The sequence below is a fragment of the Streptomyces sp. NPDC039480 genome, assembly GCF_055597165.1.
On the sequence record NZ_JBVITX010000007.1, the window covers coordinates 202284 to 218201 of the forward strand.

Genomic DNA, 15918 nt, shown 5'->3' on the forward strand with positions numbered 1-15918 from the left:
GAGGAGGCCGGGGAAGGAGGCATCTTAGGCCCGCCCCGAATGCCGGTGCCAACAACTTTTTCCCAGGCGGCCCCCTCAAGGGTGGGGAAGCCCCGTCCCGCCCAGGGGCGCGGGGAACTGCGCGATCAACCACGACGCGCCGACACGAGAAAAACGACTGTCAGCGGGCACTGCCCCCAGGGGCGCGGGGAACTGCGCGATCAACCACGAAGCCGCCGCACCCGAAAGACGACCGTCAGCGGGCACTGCCCCAGGGGCGCGGGGAACTGCGCGATCAACCACGACGCCACTGCACCCGAAAGACGACTGTCAGCGGGCAATCCCCTAGGGGCGCGGGGAACTGCGCAAAAAACCACGACGCGCCGGCACGCGAGAGACGACCGTCAGCGGCCGCCTCCCCAGGGGCGCGGGGAACTGCGCGACAAGCCACAACGACGCCGCACCCGCGAGCCGCGCTCACTCGTCGGCAAGCTCGGCAACCCCGGTAATCCGATGCAACGGAAACGTGCGGACCTCATCCGCAGTGTGGTCGTAAGCCGTCACGAAGCCCCCTTCGACCCGCACCGGCGCGATGACCCGCTGACTCGCGGCCCCCTCCGCGTTGACGTACCCGATCCATACGGCCTCACCGGTGAGCACCGCGGCCTGCATCGTGGCGAGCGTCTCCGCAGCGGTGGTCCGCGGCAGCCGACCATCCGCCGCGGACGAGGCCCCCGAGCCCGACGACCCCGCGGCGTCCGGCGACGTCACCTTGCGCGGCGCCGTGGACGCCAGATCCCCCGCCCGGATCGCCCGCACCGCCGCGTCGATGAGCGTCGGACCGGGCACCGGCGGCCCGTCCGGCACCGGCTCGGGCGCCGAGCGGGGCGGCGTCCGGTGCGCGTGGGCGCGGGTGATCAGGACATCGCCCTCCGCGCTCTCCGCGGCGGGCGCGAACCCCATGGACCGTAGCCCGTCCAGCAGCGTCCCGGGATCCGCCTGGGCGGCGAGCACGGTGGGCGCGAGACGGCGCAGCCGCAGACTCTGCGCACGCTTGTCGGCCATGATCTCGTCGAGCATCGCCTCGTCGTCACACCGTACGTACGCGGAGGCGGCACCGATCCGCAGGTGGCCGTGGCGGCGCGCCACGTCGTCGATCAGATAGGCCAGGGGCTGCGGCACCGGCGTACGGGAGTGGGCGGCGAGGAAGGCGTGCAGGTCGGACGCGGACTGCCCGGCGTCGAGCGCGCGGCGCACGGAGCCGGGGGAGAACCGGTAGACGGTGGCGCCGCCCTTCGACTCGACGTCGGCGAGCACGGCGAGGGCATCGCCGAGCGGCCGCTCCAGCGGACCGGGGGCGACGGCGGTGAGGTCGGCCTGGAGGAGAACGTGGTCGAGCGGCTGGGGAAGAAGCGGCGCAAGGATCTCGGCAGCACGCAGGGCAACGAGCCGACGCTCAACGGAACTACCGCCCCCGCTACCTGCCCCGGCACCTGCACCTGCACCTGCACCTGCACCAGAGCCTGCGCCAGCACCAGAGCCGGCACCGGCACCGGCACCGGCACCAGAGCCTGCGCCGCCCCCCGCTTCCCCGGTCACTTCAGGGAGCAACGCCCGCCCATGCCCCGACAACGCCCCCCGCCCCGTGACACCCAACAACTCCGCCTCGTCCAAAGTCCATTGGGCGATACGCGAGCGAAGGTCCGGCGTGGACGCGGGGTCGGAGGGGCGGTTGCGGGCGGTGGGTGGGTGTTCCCAGCGGAGGCGGGCCTGGAGGGACTCCGGGTCGGGCGCCGAGCCCTCGGGGAGCGTGGCGAGGAGGGCGAGGACCCGGTGGCGTACCTCGGGGGCCGACGACCGGTCGAGGTGCGGACCGAGCGCGGACAGCGTGCGGTCCTTGCCGTCGCGGCCGCCGACGAGCCCCGCCGTGCGGGTGGCCGCGAGCCAGGCGCCGGCGAGCGCCGCCCAGCGCTCAGGGGCGGGCAGCTCCTGCCACGCGTCGTACGCAGGAGTCGCTGCGTACCGCTCGTCGGCCTCGCCGTCGGAAGCCAGCAGCCCCGCCGCGTAGGCGAGTTCGACCCAGAACGCGGCCAACGGCTCGGACGTGTCGAGCGCCACCGCGGTCCGCTTCAGATCGCGCACGCTGAGGCCGCCCGCGCGCAGCACGGCGGGCCCGCCCTCGTCCCAGTCCTTCAGGAGTTCCTCGACGGTGGCGAGCGCGGTGTACGCCTGCCCGGCGGCGGTCGCGTCCACAACCTGTGGACGGTGTTCGCGCGCGACCTCGACGGCCGGCGGCACCGGCTCGACCGTGCGGTGGGCGCGGCCCGCGCGCAGGTGCAGGGCGGCCTCGCGGGGCAGGACGACGGTGCCGGGCGCGGTCGGCAGGAGCAGCCCGCGGTCGAGGAGCCAGCGCAGGTGCCGGGCCGGATCGGCGGTGACCTGTCCGTAGGGCGGCCCCCACACGAGGCGGGACAGCACCTCGACGGACTCGGCGGGCGCCTCGTCGAGCAGCGCCGACATGCGCGTACGGTCCGTGAACAGCGCGGTCAGCGACCGCACGGCGGACACCGGGTCGTGCGTCGTCGGGAGCCCGGCCGCCGCGACGATGTCCTGGATACGGGTGGGCGACATCCCGGCCGTGGCCTCGGCGACGGTGGGGCCGAGGCCGGTCGGGGACGGGTGCTGCGGCGACGGGGCGAGGAGTTCCCGGGCGGTGCGGACGAGCCGGAGCCGGTCGTCGGTCCCCCACACGAGTGCCTGTTCGTGGAGCGTGCCGAGGGCGCGGCCCAGCGCCCGCTCGACGGCCGGGTCCCCGTCGTCCCCCGCGAGCAGCCCACGCACCTCCTCGTACGAGGCGGGGTCCGACGCCACGGCGAGCGCCTCGGCCACCTGCTGCGCGAACCGGTCGAGCCGCTCCAGGGCCCGCACCACGGAGGCCCGGGTCCCCGCACGCGTGGCGAGTTGGGTGAGGTCGCCGGGCACCGGGTTGAGCAGGTCGGGCCGGACCCGGAGCAGGTCGGCGAGCGCGCCGTCCTCCCGCGACCGCAGCGCTTCGGCGAGGGAACGGGGCGTCTCCGCTCCCCGGGGCGATACGGGCGCGCTCGCGCCGGCACTGTCCGTGGGCTGCGGCTCGTCGGTGCTCATCCGGTTCACGGTAGCGGGTCGGGCGCTCCTGCCGGTGGCATCGCCGGCCGGAGCCCCGCGCCCGGTACCGGAGGCCCGCGCCCTGTAGCCGACGTCACCACCCTGATCCGCCCCCATGCGGCACACTGGACGTTTGGCCTATGGAAAGGGCGCTCGCGTGAACGGTCCCCTCATCGTCCAGTCGGACAAGACTCTCCTGCTCGAGGTCGACCACGAGCAGGCCGACGCCTGTCGTCGGGCCATCGCGCCGTTCGCGGAGCTGGAGCGGGCGCCCGAGCACATTCACACGTACCGGGTCACCCCGCTCGGGCTGTGGAACGCGCGGGCCGCCGGGCACGACGCGGAGCAGGTCGTGGACGCGCTCGTGGAGTTCTCGCGGTATCCCGTGCCGCACGCCCTCCTCGTCGACGTGGCGGAGACGATGGCGCGGTACGGGCGTCTCACGCTCTCCAAGCACCCCACCCACGGGCTCGTGCTGACCACCACCGACCGGCCCGTCCTCGAGGAGATCCTGCGGTCGAAGAAGGTGCAGCCGCTGGTCGGCGAGCGGATCGACCCGGACACCGTCGTCGTGCACCCCTCCGAGCGCGGGCAGGTCAAGCAGACGCTGCTGAAGCTCGGCTGGCCCGCCGAGGACCTCGCCGGGTATGTGGACGGCGAGGCACACAAGATCGACCTGGCCGAGAACGGCTGGTCGCTGCGGCCCTATCAGCAGCAGGCCGTCGAAGGGTTCTGGCACGGCGGGAGCGGTGTCGTCGTGCTGCCCTGCGGCGCGGGGAAGACCCTCGTCGGCGCGGGGGCCATGGCGCAGGCCAAGGCGACCACGCTGATCCTCGTCACCAACACCGTCTCCGCCCGCCAGTGGAAGCACGAGCTGGTGAAGCGGACCTCCCTCACGGAGGACGAGATCGGTGAGTACAGCGGGACGCGGAAGGAGATCCGGCCCGTCACCATCGCCACGTACCAGGTGCTGACGACCAAGCGGAAGGGCATCTATCCGCACCTCGAGCTCTTCGACTCGCGGGACTGGGGGCTCGTCATCTACGACGAGGTGCATCTCCTGCCCGCGCCGGTCTTCAAGTTCACCGCCGACCTCCAGGCGCGGCGGCGCCTCGGGCTGACCGCGACCCTCGTGCGCGAGGACGGGCGCGAGTCCGACGTCTTCTCGCTCATCGGGCCCAAGCGGTTCGACGCCCCGTGGAAGGAGATCGAGGCACAGGGGTACATCGCGCCCGCCGACTGCGTCGAGGTCCGGGTCAATCTGACCGACAGCGAGCGGCTCGCGTACGCCACCGCGGAGGCCGAGGAGAAGTACCGGTTCTGTGCGACCACCGCCACGAAGCGGAAGGTCACGGAGGCGCTCGTCAAGAAGCACGCCGGTGAGCAGACCCTCGTCATCGGGCAGTACATCGACCAGCTCGACGAGCTCGGCGAGCACCTGGACGCGCCCGTCATCAAGGGCGAGACGACCAACGCGCAGCGCGAGAAGCTCTTCGGCGCGTTCCGGGAGGGGGAGATCTCCGTCCTCGTGGTCTCCAAGGTCGCCAACTTCTCCATCGACCTGCCCGAGGCCACCGTCGCCATCCAGGTGTCCGGCACGTTCGGGTCGCGGCAGGAGGAGGCCCAGCGGCTCGGGCGGGTGCTGCGGCCCAAGGCCGACGGGCACGAGGCCCGCTTCTACTCCGTCGTCGCCCGCGACACCATCGACCAGGACTTCGCCGCCCACCGGCAGCGGTTCCTCGCCGAGCAGGGGTACGCGTACCGGATCGTGGACGCGGACGAGCTGCTGGCCCAGTAACCAGTAACCAGTAGTCAGTAGTCAGTAGCGGAGAGCCAGGGGCCTAGACGCCCGCCAGCATCGCCGTCGGGATCACCAGGACCGACGTCAGCGCCAGCGCCGTCCGCAGCCACGCCGCGCGCGAGTCGCGCGGCGTGAGCCAGCCCGCCGTCAGGGAGCCGAGGCCCCCGAGCGTCGCCAAGATGTAGCGGCCCACCACGGCCTGGTGCTCCGGCGACGACGCGTCGCCGAGCTCCGCGTCGAGCGCGACCACGAACCAGCCGAGGGTGAGCAGCAGGAGGACGACCGGGGTCGCCAGGGCCAGGGCGAGGACGCGGGACGGCCGCGGGACCGGATGGGCGGCGGCGTAGGCGGCGTTACGCGCGGCCCACTCGTGGCGGGGCTCCGTCTCGGGGTGCGTGGACGTCTCGGAGTGCATGGAGCGAGTCAACCCGCGGGCGCGGGGCGGGCACCTCGGTCCGCGTACTCAGGTACGTACTCAACATCGGCGCCAGAGCCAGCGCCAGCAGCGCGTACGGCGACGCCAGCGGCTGCTGCCACCACGGCAGACGCAGGTCCAGGTCGCCCTGGTGCGGGAGCAGCCAGAAGGTGCGGGCGGTGAAGAGCACGGCCACGGCGGCGGCCGCCCGCGGCCTGCCCTCCGCGATCAGGACGGCGAGGAGCGGCACGCACCACACCCAGTGGTGCGACCAGCTGATGGGCGAGACCAGCACGGTCGTGAACGCGGCCAGGAGCAGCGCGCGGGGCTCCCCCGGCGTGCGGCGGGCCAGCCAGAGGCCAGCGGCGGCCGTCAGGGCCGCGGGGACGGCCCAGACCGCGCCAGGCTCGGCGTCGTGCAGGAGCCGGGCGATCAGGCCCTGAAGGGACTGGTTGTCGACGATCCACGCCTTGCCGACCCGGCCCGTCTCGAAGACCCGCCGCGTCCAGAACTCGACGCTCGCGGCGGGCAGCACCAGCGCGCCCAGCAGCACGGTGCCCGCGAACCCGGCGAGCGCGGTGGCCGCCTCCCGGACCCGACCGCGCAGCAGCAGGTACGCGATGAACACGGCGGGCGTCAGCTTGATGCCGGCCGCGACGCCGAGCGCGAAGCCCTTGCCGAGCGCGCCGGGCGGCCGGGTGAGGTCCCAGAGGACGAGGCAGGCGAGGGCGAGGTTGATCTGGCCGAACAGGACGGTCTGGAAGACGGGTTCGAGCCAGAGGGCGAGGGCCGTGGCGGCGCAGAGGGGCGCGGCGCGCGCGGGGAGGCCCGCGAGACGGCAGGAGAGGCGGATCAGGAGGGCGAGGAGACCGGTGTTGCCGACGAGGAAGACGGCCTTCAGGACCCCTACGGGAAGCCAGGTCGTCGGTACGAAGAGGATCGCGGCGAACGGCGGGTAGGTGGCGGGCAGTTCCCACTCCGTGACGGTGAACCCGTACAGGTCGCTGCCGTTGGCGACGGCCGCTCCCTCGGCCCGGTAGACCAGCGTGTCGGCCATCTGCACGTCCTGCACGACGCAGAGGACGGCCAGCGCGGTGAGGGAGACCGCGAGCAGCGAGGCAGCTGCGAAGAGTGAGGGTTTTGTCACCACACGTGATGTCACGGCGTGACTTTAGTGCGTTCCGCGGCGCGGGCGGGGGTGCCCGGCCCGGGGCGGGTCAGCGGTGTCGTACGCCCGCTTCCTCGGCGTACTCACCGAGCACGACGACGCCGAACGCGGCGCCCGCCAGGGCCTTCGCGGCGCGCAGGACGCCGCCCACGCGGTGCGGGTGCGGGGCGCCCCGGCCGTCGGCGGCAGGGTCTGCGGAGGGACGGGTGGACGCGGGGGTGAAGGTCGCTGCGCTCATGACTTCATGATGGTTTCCGGGCCTTCTCCGCACATCGCCCTGCGGTCCGACCCGTCCCTCGCCCTCCGGTGCCCCTCACGGTGGACCCCGTACACCCTGAGAAGGACGGCGACCCCTAGGGTGCGGGCGCCCTGTGGCCCGGAGGCGGTAACGTCGGGAGCGCTGTGCACAACCGCGGCGCGTCAACGCAGCCGCCCCGGAGGGGACTTCGTGGGGATCGAGAGCGATCAGCTGGTCTACGACTATCTGAGCCGGGTCGGAGACCTGGCCCAGCAGCGGCAGTTGCCGTCCGGCGACCGGATGCGGCTGGTCGCCGACCTGCGGAACCGGATCGACCGGGGCCGGTCGGGCCCCGTGGGCGACAGCCCCGCCGCGGTCCGCCGCATCCTGGCCCGCCTCGGCACGCCGGAGGAGGTCGTCGAAGCGGCGGGCGGGGCGTCCGGCGACGTACCGGAGGACCCCCCGGCGGAGAAGAGCACCCCTGCCCCGCAGAAGAGCCCGAGGAGTCCGAGAAGCCCCAAGAGCCCCAGGATCCCGAACAGTACGAAGAGCACGAAGAGTACGAAGAGTCTGCGGCGCGTCGTGCCGGGGCCCCGTCGCGCGGACTCCCCGGAGGCCCCGGCCGCCCCGGCGCTCCCCGCCGACTTCGAGGGCGCGTCGCCGCCGCACCTCGCGGGCACGGACGAGCTGGGGCCGAGCGGGTCCGAGCCCGACTGGTGGCGGGTGGACAGCAGCCCGTTCGGCGTCGCCGACAGCGTCCCCGGCTTCGTCGGCGGCGTGGAGATCCCGGAAATACTCAAGCCCCCGCCCAAGCGGGAGCCCGAAGAGGCGGCCGAGGACGAGGACGGGACGGACGGGGACGCGTACGAGGAAGAGGCGGCGGAGGAGGCAGAGGAAGAGGGAGCGCGCCGGCGGTGGTGGCGGATCGGCCGGGCCGGCGGCGGCGCCGGCCCGGGCCTCCCCACGTTCAGCAACCCGCTGCTCCTGCTCGCCGCCGCGCTCCTCGTCGTCGGCGCGGTCCTCGGCAACCTCGTGGTCCTCGGCGTCGGCTGGCTCATCACCTACGTCTCCCGCAGGCTCTCCCCCGCCGAGGTGAAGTTCGCCGTCCTGTGGCTGCCGGGGCTCGCGGTGGCCGCGGGCATCACGTGGCTGTGGGGGCGCGCCAACAAAGGCTGGGGCGAGCCGATCACGGACGGGCACATGAGCGACGCCATCGGCGACACCTGGCCGTGGGTGGTGCGCGGCGCGGCCGTCGCCTCCGCGCTCTTCCTGCTGTGGAGGTCGCAGCGGCGGCGCGCGTGAAGCACCACCCGGCAGGCGCCTACTTCTTCGTCAGGGCCGTCTGCATCTCGTCCAGGATCTTGTCCGCCGCGGTGTAGCCGATGCCCTGGATCCACAGCTCGTCCTCGACGGTGTGGACGTTGCCGGACTTCACGGCCTTCATGTTCTTCCACAGGCCGCTGCCGGTGGTCTGCGTCTGCTTGGCCTTCTTCGGATCGCCGTACGTCGACTGGAAGATGACGTCCGTGTCGGCGAGGTCGATCTTCTCGGGGGACAGGTCGTAGGAGAAGCCGTCCTTGGCCTTCGCGGAGATCGGCGCGCGGCCGAGGCCGACGTCCTTGAGGAGCGTGGCGATGTAGCTCTGCTCGCCGTAGAGGCGGATGTCGGCGCCCTCGATGAAGCGGATGACGTTGACCTCGGTCCGCTCGGCCGCGGCGGGGCCGCCGATGGCGGTGGTGACCTTCTTGGCGTGCGCCTTGTAGTCGTCGACGACCTTCTCCGCCTCGGCCTGCTTGCCCATCGCTTCGGCGTGCACCTGGAAGTTCTCCTTCCAGGGGTAGCCGGTCGTCTCCGTCATGACGGTCGGCGCGATCGCCTTGAGCTGGTCGTACTTGGCGGCGTGCCGGATCTTCGACGTCAGGATGAGGTCGGGCTTGAGCGCGGCGATGGCCTCCATGTTGGGGTTCAGCATCTCGCCGACGTCCTTGATGCCGCTGACCTTGTCCTTGGGCAGGTAGCTCAGGAAGCCGGACTCGGCCTCGACGTGCGTGGCGCCGACCGGCTTCACACCGAGCGTGATCGCGGAGTCCAGCTCGGCGGTGTCGAGGACGACGACGCGCCGCGGCTTCTCGGGGACCTTCACGTCGCCCATGGCCGTCTTGACGGTGCGGGTCTTGCCGCCGGCGGCGCCGGATCCGTCGGAGTCGGAGGAGCCGCAGGCGGAGAGCGCGAGCGCGCCGGTCAGGGCCAGCGATCCGGTGAGGAGCGCCCGGCGGCGCAGCGGGGAGCGGAAGGGGATCATGGGGACGCCTTTCATGCGGTGGGGTCGTGCCGTCGGGTCGTGCCGTGGGGGCAGTCGGGTCGTGCCGTCAGGCGGGGGTGGTGCGGGCGGGTGAGGGCGCGGACCACGGTGCTCCGGGGACGACCAGCGGGGAGCCGGTCACGGGGTCCGGCACGACGACGCAGTCCAGGCCGAAGACCTGGCGTACGAGATCCTCGGTGACGATCTCCGAGGGGGCTCCCTCGGCGACGACCTCGCCCTGCTTCATGGCGACGAGGTGGTCGGCGTACCGCGCGGCCTGGTTGAGGTCGTGCAGGACGACCACGACCGTGCGGCCGCGGTCGCCGTCGTGCGTGGCCGTGGCCAACTGGCGTACGAGGTCGAGGACTTCGACCTGGTGGGAGATGTCCAGGTAGGTGGTGGGCTCATCCAGGAGGAGGATGTCCGTGTCCTGGGCGATGGCCATCGCGATCCACACGCGCTGGCGCTGGCCGCCGGAGAGTTCGTCGACGGAGCGTGCGGCGAGCGCGGTGACGTCGGTACGTTCCATGGCCTCGGTCACCGCCCTCTCGTCGTCGTCGGACCACTGCTGCCACCAGTGCTGGTGCGGCTGGCGGCCGCGCGCGACGAGGTCGGCGACGGTGATCGCGTCGGGGGCGACGGGCGTCTGCGGGAGCAGGCCGATCTGCTGGGCGATCTTCCGGGTGGGCAGCTTGGCGAGGGACGCGCCGTCGAGGAGGACGGCACCGTTCTTCGGCTTGAGGAGGCGGCCGAGGGCCCGCAGCGTCGTGGACTTGCCGCAGGCGTTGGGGCCGACGATGACGGTGACCTTGCCATCGGGGATCACCAGGTCGAGGCTGTCGACGACGGTGTGGTCCTCGTAGGCGAGGGTCAGCTCGCGGGCCGAAAGGCGGGCGGCTGTCACGAGGTGCCTCCATTGCGGACGGAGCGGCTCCGGACGATGAGCCAGATGAGATACGGAGCACCGACCGCCGCCGTCAGGACGCCGACGGGAAGCTCCGTGGGCGAGAAGAGGCGGCGGGCCAGCAGGTCCGCGAGGACCACGATGAGCGCGCCGAGCAGCGCCGAGCACAGCAGCGGGAGCTGCGCGGTGCGGGTGAGGCGGCGGGCGATCTGGGGGGCGAGGAGCGCCACGAAGTCGACGGGTCCCGCGGCGCCGGTCGCCACCGAGGCGAGGACGACGCCGAGCAGGACGAGCCCGAGGCGTACGTGTCCGAGGCGCGTCCCGAGAGCCGTCGCCGTGTCGTCGTCCATGCTGACGGCGCGCTGGGCGCGGGCCGCCCACAGGACGAAGGGGAGCAGGACGAGCAGGGTGACGCCGAGCGGGTTCGCCTCGGCCCAGCCGCGGCCGTTGAGGGAGCCCGTCATCCAGATCTGCGCCTGCTGGGCGACGAGGTAGTCGCCCTTCGTCATGAAGAGCGTCGTCACCGACCGCAGGGCGATGGCGATGCCGATGCCGATCAGGACGAACCGGGTGGCGTGCAGGCCGCCACGCCACGCGAAGACGTACACGAGGGCGGCCGCGGCGATCCCGCCGAGCACGGACAGATAGGGGAGCGCCGTGTACGAGGTGACGCCGAAAGTCATCGCGCCGACCGTCAGCGCGCTGGCGCCCTGGCTGATGCCGATGATGTCGGGGCTGGCCAGCGCGTTGCGGGCCACGGTCTGGATGAGCGCGCCCGCCACGCCGAACGCGGCGCCGACGAGGAGGCCCACCACCATGCGGGGTTCGCGCAGGGTGCCGACGACCAGCGTGTCCGGCGAGGGCTGCCCGATGACGACCTTCAGGGCTTCGACGGGCGGGACGAAGGACTCGCCGACACAGAGGTACGCGAGACAGCTCGCGGCGAGCAGCAGGGTGAGCGCGGCGGCCACCGCGGCGGCCCTGCGGTGCACGAGGAAGGCGGCCTTGCGCACGCGGAGCACGGCGTACCCGACGGGCCGGACGCGGGCCCGGTCCGGGGCCATGACAGTCGTACCCACCTTCGTACCGCTGCTCATGCCGCCACCGTCTTCCGGCGGACGAGGGCCACCAGGAACGGCACCCCGAGCAGCGCGGTCATCACGCCGGCGGGCACCTCGCTGGGCGGGAAGACGATCCGCCCCACCGTGTCGGAGGCGAGGAGCATCACCGGGCCGAGGACCGCCGCGAGCGGCAGCACCCAGCGGTGGTCGCTGCCGATGAGGGCGCGGGCGATGTGCGGCACGGCGAGGCCGATGAAGGCGATCGGTCCCGCGGCGGCCACGCCCGCGCCGGTGAGGACGGTCGCGCCGAGCCCGCCGACGATCCGTACCGCCGCGACGTTCTGGCCGAGCCCCTTCGCCACGTCCTCGCCGAGCGCCAGCGCGTCGAGGCCGCGCGCGACCGCGAGGACGAGCACCAGGCCCACGAGCAGGAACGGCCAGAGCTGCCCGACGATCTCGGCGTCGCGGCCGGCGAGCGAACCCACCTGCCAGAACCGGAACTCGTCGAGCGCGGAGGCCTTGGTGGTGAGGATCGCGGTCGTCACCGAGACGAGCAGCGCGTTGATCGCGGCACCGCCGAGCGCGAGTTTCACGGGGGTCGCGCCGCCCCGGCCGCCCGCCGCGATGGCGTAGACGGCGACGGACGCGAGCCCGGCGCCGAGGAACGCCCACCAGACGTAACCGGTCAGGGTGTGGACGCCGGCGTAGGCGATGGCGAGGACGACACCCACCGAGGCGCCCTGGCTGATGCCGAGGATGCCGGGGTCGGCGATGGGATTGCGGGTCATGCCCTGCAGGACGGTCCCCGCGAGCGCGAGCGAGGCGCCGACCAGCACGCCGATCACGGTGCGGGGCACCCGCATCTCGCGGATCACGCCGGCGGAGTCACTGCCTCCGCCGTGCAGCAGCGCGTCGAACACGACGGAGGGCGCGATGGCGCGGGCGCCCACGGAGAGGCTGAACAGGACGGCGAGCAGCAGGGCCACGACGGCCGCCGTCATCACGGCGGCGCGTCCGACGGGCACACGCATCGGCTGAGCTCGTTTCACGGGGGTGAGGACGGGGGTGCGGACAGGGGGAGGGCCGGGGGCCACGGGGGAGGGTGGCGGTAAGGGTGGGCTAAGTCTATGTGCGGGCGGTGCGGCGGCGATCGGCAGAATGGGCTCATGAGCTCTCACACGCTGACCGTCGGCTTCGACCTCGACATGACCCTGATCGACTCCCGGCCCGGCATCAAGGCGGCCTACCAGGCGCTCTCCGCGGCGACGGGGACGTACGTCGACGCGGACCTGGCGATCACGCGGCTCGGCCCGCCGCTGGAGCAGGAGCTGCGGAACTGGTTCCCCGAGGACAGGATCGAGGAGACGGCCGACCTCTACCGTGAGATCTACCCCACACACGCCATACAGCCGACGCTCGCGATGCCCGGCGCCCGCGAGGCCGTCGCCGCGGTGCACGCGCACGGCGGCCGCGCGATCGTGGTGACCGCCAAGCACGAGCCCAACGCGAAGCTGCACCTGTCGCACCTCGGCATCGAGGCCGACGCCGTCATCGGCTGGCTGTGGGCGGAGGCGAAGGCGGCGGCGCTGCGCGAGCACGACGCGGCGGTGTACGTCGGGGACCACACCGGCGACGTACGCGGCGCGCGTACGGCGGGCGCGCTCTCCGTCGCGGTGGCGACCGGACCGTGCGACGCAGCGGAACTGCGCGCGGCGGGCGCGGACGTCGTACTCGGCGGGCTGCCGGAGTTCCCCGCCTGGCTCGACGCGTACGCCGCGCGTGGCGCCGTCAGCTGACGCCGGACCTGGCCTGACGCCGTTGGAAGGCGATGCCGCGCAGCACCCCGATCCCCGCGATGAGGAAGCCGACGCCCATCAGCATGCACACCGCGTACGCGATGGAGGGAAAGGGGTCGGTGCCCAGGAACAGCGGGGCCACCGTGACCAGTGTGGCCACGGCTCCGACGAAGAAGACGATCGCTCCGGTCCGGACCATTCCATCGCCGGGACCGGCGGAATTCGCTTGGGTTTTGTCACGCACCCGACCAGGGTAGTTCCCAGCGCGTAGGAAGAATCCGGGGACGTCTTGTCACCGGCCCCCGGACCAATAGTCTTGGTCCTGGCGGGTCGTGCGACCCGCTGTAGTGCTATCCAGAGCCGTTTTCGCCCCGCCGTTCCCGACGGGCGGACCCGGCATAAACGAGTACGACGAGTACGAGGACGAGGACTTCACGTGCCTACCGGCAAGGTCAAGTGGTTCAACAGCGAGAAGGGCTTCGGCTTTCTCTCCCGCGACGACGGCGGCGACGTCTTCGTGCATTCCTCAGTACTGCCCGCCGGCGTCGACACACTCAAGCCCGGCCAGCGCGTGGAATTCGGCGTGGTCGCGGGACAACGCGGTGACCAGGCTCTTTCCGTCGTGATCCTCGACCCGACCCCGTCGGTGGCGGCCGCGCAGCGCCGCAAGCCGGACGAACTGGCGTCGATCGTCCAGGACCTGACCACCCTCCTGGAGAACATCACCCCCATGCTGGAGAAGGGCCGCTACCCCGACAAGGCGTCCGGCGCGAAGATCGCGGGCCTGCTGCGGGCGGTCGCGGACCAGCTGGACGTGTAGCGCCGCCCGGCCGCCCGGTCCCCCGCCGGGCGCGCCCGCTCGAGATCCGCTAGGGGAACGCCAGAGCGTCCGGGCCGAGGGGCGGCACAAGCCCCTCGGCCGCGGCGCGCGTCAGCAGACCGCGGACCGCCGCGTAGCCGTCCTCGCCGAGGTCGGCGGTGAACTCGTTGACGTAGAGCCCGATGTGCTGGTCCGCCACCGCCGGGTCCATCTCCTGCGCGTGCTCCAGGACGTACGGACGGGAGGCCTCCGGGTCGTCCCAGGCCATGCGGACCGAGGCGCGGGCCGACTCGGCGATGTGCCGGAGCGCCGCCGCGCCGAGGCTCCGCCGCGCGATGATCGCGCCCAGCGGGATCGGCAGGCCCGTGGTGGCCTCCCAGTGCTCACCCATGTCGGCGAGGCGGTGCAGACCGTAGTTCCGGTACGTGAAGCGCGCCTCGTGGATGACCAGGCCCGCGTCGACCTTGCCGTCGCGCACCGCGGGCATGATCTGGTCGAAGGGCAGCACGACGATCTCGCCGACACCCCCGTCGCGGAGGGTGTCCGCCGCCCAGAGCCGGAACAGCAGATACGCCGTCGACTTCTCGCTCGGCACGGCGACCGTCTTCCCGGTCAGATCGACGCCCGGCTCCCGGGTCAGGACCAGCGGCCCGCAGCCGCGGCCGAGGGCACCGCCGCAGGGCAGCAGCGCGTACTCGTCCAGGACGTACGGGAGGACGGCGTACGACACCTTCAGGACGTCGAGGTCGGACTCCGCGGGTCCCCTCTCCGCGATGCCGTTCGTGATGTCGATGTCCGCGAACGTCACGTCCAGGGCGGGCGCGTCCGGCACCCGGCCGTGCGCCCACGCGTCGAAGACGAACGTGTCGTTGGGGCAGGGGGAGTACGCGATGCGCAGGGGCCGTTCGAGGCCCGGGCCGTCGGACTCAGTCATGTGTGCCGCTGTGTGTGCTGCCATGTGGGTTCCAACTCCTCAGTACCGGCGCGGACTTCCCGAACGCGTCGCTCAGCGCGGCCAGCGCGTCGCCGATCCGCCAGGCGGCGCGGTCGCGCGGGCCGACAGGGTTCGAGACCGCGCGGATCTCCAGGACGGGCAGGCCGTGCAGGGCGGCCGCCTCGGCGACACCGAAACCCTCCATCGCCTCGGCGAGGGCGCGCGGATGACGCAGCCGCAGCTCGGCGGCGCGCTCGGCGGAGCCGGTCACGGTGGAGACGGTGAGGACGGTGCCGGTCGCGGCACCGCAGGCGTCCGCCACGTCCCGTACGAGGGAGGGCGGCGGCCGGTGCGTGACGGCGCCGAAGCCCAGCTCGGTGACCGGCGCGAAGCCGTCGGGGGTCTCGGCGCCCAGGTCGGCGACGGTGATCTCGTCGGCGACGACGAGCGAGCCGACGGGCGCGTGGGGCGGGAAGCCGCCGCCGATGCCCGCCGAGACCACCAGGGCGTAGGGCCGGCCGGTGGCGGCGGCGCGGGCGAGTGCGGTCGCCGTGCCCGCCGCGGCGGCGGCCGGGCCCACGCCGACGGCGAGGACGTCGACGGGGGCCGCGTCGGGGCCCTCGGTCAGCGCTCGGGCCACCGCGTCCCGTTCGGCGGGGACGGCGGTGGCGACGAGGACGCGGCCCGCGAGGGGCGGGGTGTGCGTGGTGGGTGCGGTGTACGTGGTCAGGAGTCCTTCTCGAACTTGAACGACCACAGACCCGTGGCCTTGGACTCCGAGCCCTTGCCGCCCTCGAGGAGGCTCACGGTCGACTTGCTGCCGCCACCGCCGTACTGCTGGTTGAAGAAGACGCTGCCCGGGATGACGACGTACGTCTTCTTGCTGGCCTCGGTCAGCGGCTGACCGTTCATCAGCAGCGTCCAGCCCTTCTCGGCCATCTCCGGGTCGACACCGAAGCGGACCTTCTCGTCCGGGTCGATCTTCACCGTCTTGACGTCCTTGTCCTGCAGGCAGGACTTCAGCTGGGAGTCCTTCAGCTCCTTGCCGTCGTTGTAGCAGGAAGCTTCCGTGTGCACCGAGTCGCTGCCGACCGTCACGGTGGCCAGCGGCGTCGGCTTGTCACAGGCCGAAAGAACGAGGAATCCGGCGGAGACGGCGCCAAGGGCGGCCACGGTGCGGCGGCGGCGCACCGCGCTGTTCACATTCGCGGCTCCGCCGCGGAGCAGGGAGGTCATGGGCGAAGGCTATCGGGCGCGTCGGGGGGTGCTGTTACGCGGGGGGCACGGCGTGCCGTCGGCTCGCCGCGGGGCGCCTTGAGCGGGGTTCGCCTTCTGTCCGTCTGTGGGGCGGGGCCG

Annotated in this window: 16 protein-coding genes; 4 read left to right on the top strand and 12 right to left on the bottom strand. The window is 72.8% G+C overall.

Annotated elements, in window-relative coordinates; genetic code table 11:
* Nucleotides 1-456: 456 nt before the first annotated feature.
* A complete protein-coding gene (locus ACZ56E_RS22885; RefSeq protein WP_471216784.1) occupies nt 457-3123 on the bottom strand; it encodes a helicase-associated domain-containing protein in 2667 nt (888 codons plus the stop codon).
* 157 nt (nt 3124-3280) lie between these two features.
* On the opposite strand from ACZ56E_RS22885, the gene ACZ56E_RS22890 reads away from it, so the two are divergent.
* Nucleotides 3281-4921, top strand: a complete 1641-nt coding sequence (locus ACZ56E_RS22890) for a DNA repair helicase XPB (protein ID WP_471216787.1) — start codon at nt 3281-3283, stop codon at nt 4919-4921.
* A gap of 43 nt (nt 4922-4964) precedes the next feature.
* On the opposite strand, the gene ACZ56E_RS22895 is transcribed toward ACZ56E_RS22890, so the two are convergent.
* The 3 genes from ACZ56E_RS22895 to ACZ56E_RS22905 are packed head-to-tail and all read right to left on the bottom strand — an operon-like array spanning nt 4965 to nt 6745.
* A complete protein-coding gene (locus ACZ56E_RS22895; protein WP_471216788.1) occupies nt 4965-5339 on the bottom strand; it encodes a hypothetical protein in 375 nt (124 codons plus the stop codon).
* Complete coding sequence (locus ACZ56E_RS22900) at nt 5278-6501, bottom strand: glycosyltransferase 87 family protein (protein WP_471216790.1); 1224 nt, start codon at nt 6499-6501, stop codon at nt 5278-5280. The genes ACZ56E_RS22895 and ACZ56E_RS22900 overlap by 62 nt, the downstream gene beginning before the upstream one ends.
* A gap of 55 nt (nt 6502-6556) precedes the next feature.
* Nucleotides 6557-6745, bottom strand: a complete 189-nt coding sequence (locus tag ACZ56E_RS22905; protein ID WP_471216792.1) for a hypothetical protein — start codon at nt 6743-6745, stop codon at nt 6557-6559.
* A 210-nt stretch (nt 6746-6955) separates the two neighbouring features.
* On the opposite strand from ACZ56E_RS22905, the gene ACZ56E_RS22910 reads away from it, so the two are divergent.
* Entirely contained in the window at nt 6956-8047 is a 1092-nt protein-coding gene (locus tag ACZ56E_RS22910) for a hypothetical protein (RefSeq protein WP_471216794.1), read from the top strand.
* 19 nt (nt 8048-8066) lie between these two features.
* On the opposite strand, the gene ACZ56E_RS22915 is transcribed toward ACZ56E_RS22910, so the two are convergent.
* From ACZ56E_RS22915 to ACZ56E_RS22930, 4 genes are all read right to left on the bottom strand, one after another.
* Nucleotides 8067-9047, bottom strand: a complete 981-nt coding sequence (locus tag ACZ56E_RS22915) for an ABC transporter substrate-binding protein (RefSeq protein ID WP_471216796.1) — start codon at nt 9045-9047, stop codon at nt 8067-8069.
* A 67-nt stretch (nt 9048-9114) separates the two neighbouring features.
* A complete protein-coding gene (locus ACZ56E_RS22920) occupies nt 9115-9951 on the bottom strand; it encodes an ABC transporter ATP-binding protein (protein WP_471216799.1) in 837 nt (278 codons plus the stop codon).
* Nucleotides 9948-11015, bottom strand: coding sequence for a FecCD family ABC transporter permease (locus tag ACZ56E_RS22925; protein ID WP_471217211.1), 1068 nt, complete (start codon nt 11013-11015; stop codon nt 9948-9950). Before ACZ56E_RS22925 ends, ACZ56E_RS22920 begins: the two co-directional genes overlap by 4 nt.
* A gap of 29 nt (nt 11016-11044) precedes the next feature.
* Entirely contained in the window at nt 11045-12043 is a 999-nt protein-coding gene (locus ACZ56E_RS22930) for a FecCD family ABC transporter permease (protein WP_471216801.1), read from the bottom strand.
* Between the two features lie 135 nt (nt 12044-12178).
* Here ACZ56E_RS22930 and ACZ56E_RS22935 point away from each other — a divergent pair, with 135 nt between their 5' ends.
* Nucleotides 12179-12808 (top strand): HAD family hydrolase, encoded by a 630-nt coding sequence (locus ACZ56E_RS22935; RefSeq protein ID WP_468612330.1) that lies wholly within the window; start codon nt 12179-12181, stop codon nt 12806-12808.
* On the opposite strand, the gene ACZ56E_RS22940 is transcribed toward ACZ56E_RS22935, so the two are convergent.
* Nucleotides 12801-13052: a hypothetical protein gene (locus ACZ56E_RS22940; protein ID WP_468612328.1), complete on the bottom strand. Its 252-nt coding sequence runs from the start codon at nt 13050-13052 to the stop codon at nt 12801-12803. The genes ACZ56E_RS22935 and ACZ56E_RS22940 overlap by 8 nt on opposite strands.
* Nucleotides 13053-13244: 192 nt before the next feature.
* Here ACZ56E_RS22940 and ACZ56E_RS22945 point away from each other — a divergent pair, with 192 nt between their 5' ends.
* Nucleotides 13245-13628: a cold-shock protein gene (locus ACZ56E_RS22945; protein ID WP_362999596.1), complete on the top strand. Its 384-nt coding sequence runs from the start codon at nt 13245-13247 to the stop codon at nt 13626-13628.
* Between the two features lie 49 nt (nt 13629-13677).
* On the opposite strand, the gene ACZ56E_RS22950 is transcribed toward ACZ56E_RS22945, so the two are convergent.
* The 3 genes from ACZ56E_RS22950 to ACZ56E_RS22960 are packed head-to-tail and all read right to left on the bottom strand — an operon-like array spanning nt 13678 to nt 15798.
* Nucleotides 13678-14562, bottom strand: coding sequence for a 1,4-dihydroxy-6-naphthoate synthase (locus ACZ56E_RS22950; protein WP_471216804.1), 885 nt, complete (start codon nt 14560-14562; stop codon nt 13678-13680).
* A complete protein-coding gene (locus ACZ56E_RS22955) occupies nt 14555-15319 on the bottom strand; it encodes a futalosine hydrolase (RefSeq protein WP_471216806.1) in 765 nt (254 codons plus the stop codon). Before ACZ56E_RS22955 ends, ACZ56E_RS22950 begins: the two co-directional genes overlap by 8 nt.
* Nucleotides 15289-15798 (bottom strand): DUF2771 domain-containing protein, encoded by a 510-nt coding sequence (locus tag ACZ56E_RS22960; RefSeq protein WP_468612323.1) that lies wholly within the window; start codon nt 15796-15798, stop codon nt 15289-15291. The genes ACZ56E_RS22955 and ACZ56E_RS22960 overlap by 31 nt, the downstream gene beginning before the upstream one ends.
* Nucleotides 15799-15918 lie beyond the last annotated feature (120 nt).

What these genes read in the sequence shown, in the direction of transcription:
- ACZ56E_RS22885 (WP_471216784.1), bottom strand. Translation starts at nt 3,123, where the DNA reads ATGAGCACCGACGAGCCGCAGCCCACGGACAGTGCCGGCGCGAGCGCG.
- ACZ56E_RS22895 (WP_471216788.1), bottom strand. Translation starts at nt 5,339, where the DNA reads ATGCACTCCGAGACGTCCACGCACCCCGAGACGGAGCCCCGCCACGAG.
- ACZ56E_RS22905 (WP_471216792.1), bottom strand. Translation starts at nt 6,745, where the DNA reads ATGAGCGCAGCGACCTTCACCCCCGCGTCCACCCGTCCCTCCGCAGAC.
- ACZ56E_RS22915 (WP_471216796.1), bottom strand. Translation starts at nt 9,047, where the DNA reads ATGATCCCCTTCCGCTCCCCGCTGCGCCGCCGGGCGCTCCTCACCGGA.
- ACZ56E_RS22925 (WP_471217211.1), bottom strand. Translation starts at nt 11,015, where the DNA reads ATGGCCCCGGACCGGGCCCGCGTCCGGCCCGTCGGGTACGCCGTGCTC.
- ACZ56E_RS22930 (WP_471216801.1), bottom strand. Translation starts at nt 12,043, where the DNA reads ATGCGTGTGCCCGTCGGACGCGCCGCCGTGATGACGGCGGCCGTCGTG.
- ACZ56E_RS22935 (WP_468612330.1), top strand. Translation starts at nt 12,179, where the DNA reads ATGAGCTCTCACACGCTGACCGTCGGCTTCGACCTCGACATGACCCTG.
- ACZ56E_RS22950 (WP_471216804.1), bottom strand. Translation starts at nt 14,562, where the DNA reads ATGACTGAGTCCGACGGCCCGGGCCTCGAACGGCCCCTGCGCATCGCG.
- ACZ56E_RS22960 (WP_468612323.1), bottom strand. Translation starts at nt 15,798, where the DNA reads ATGACCTCCCTGCTCCGCGGCGGAGCCGCGAATGTGAACAGCGCGGTG.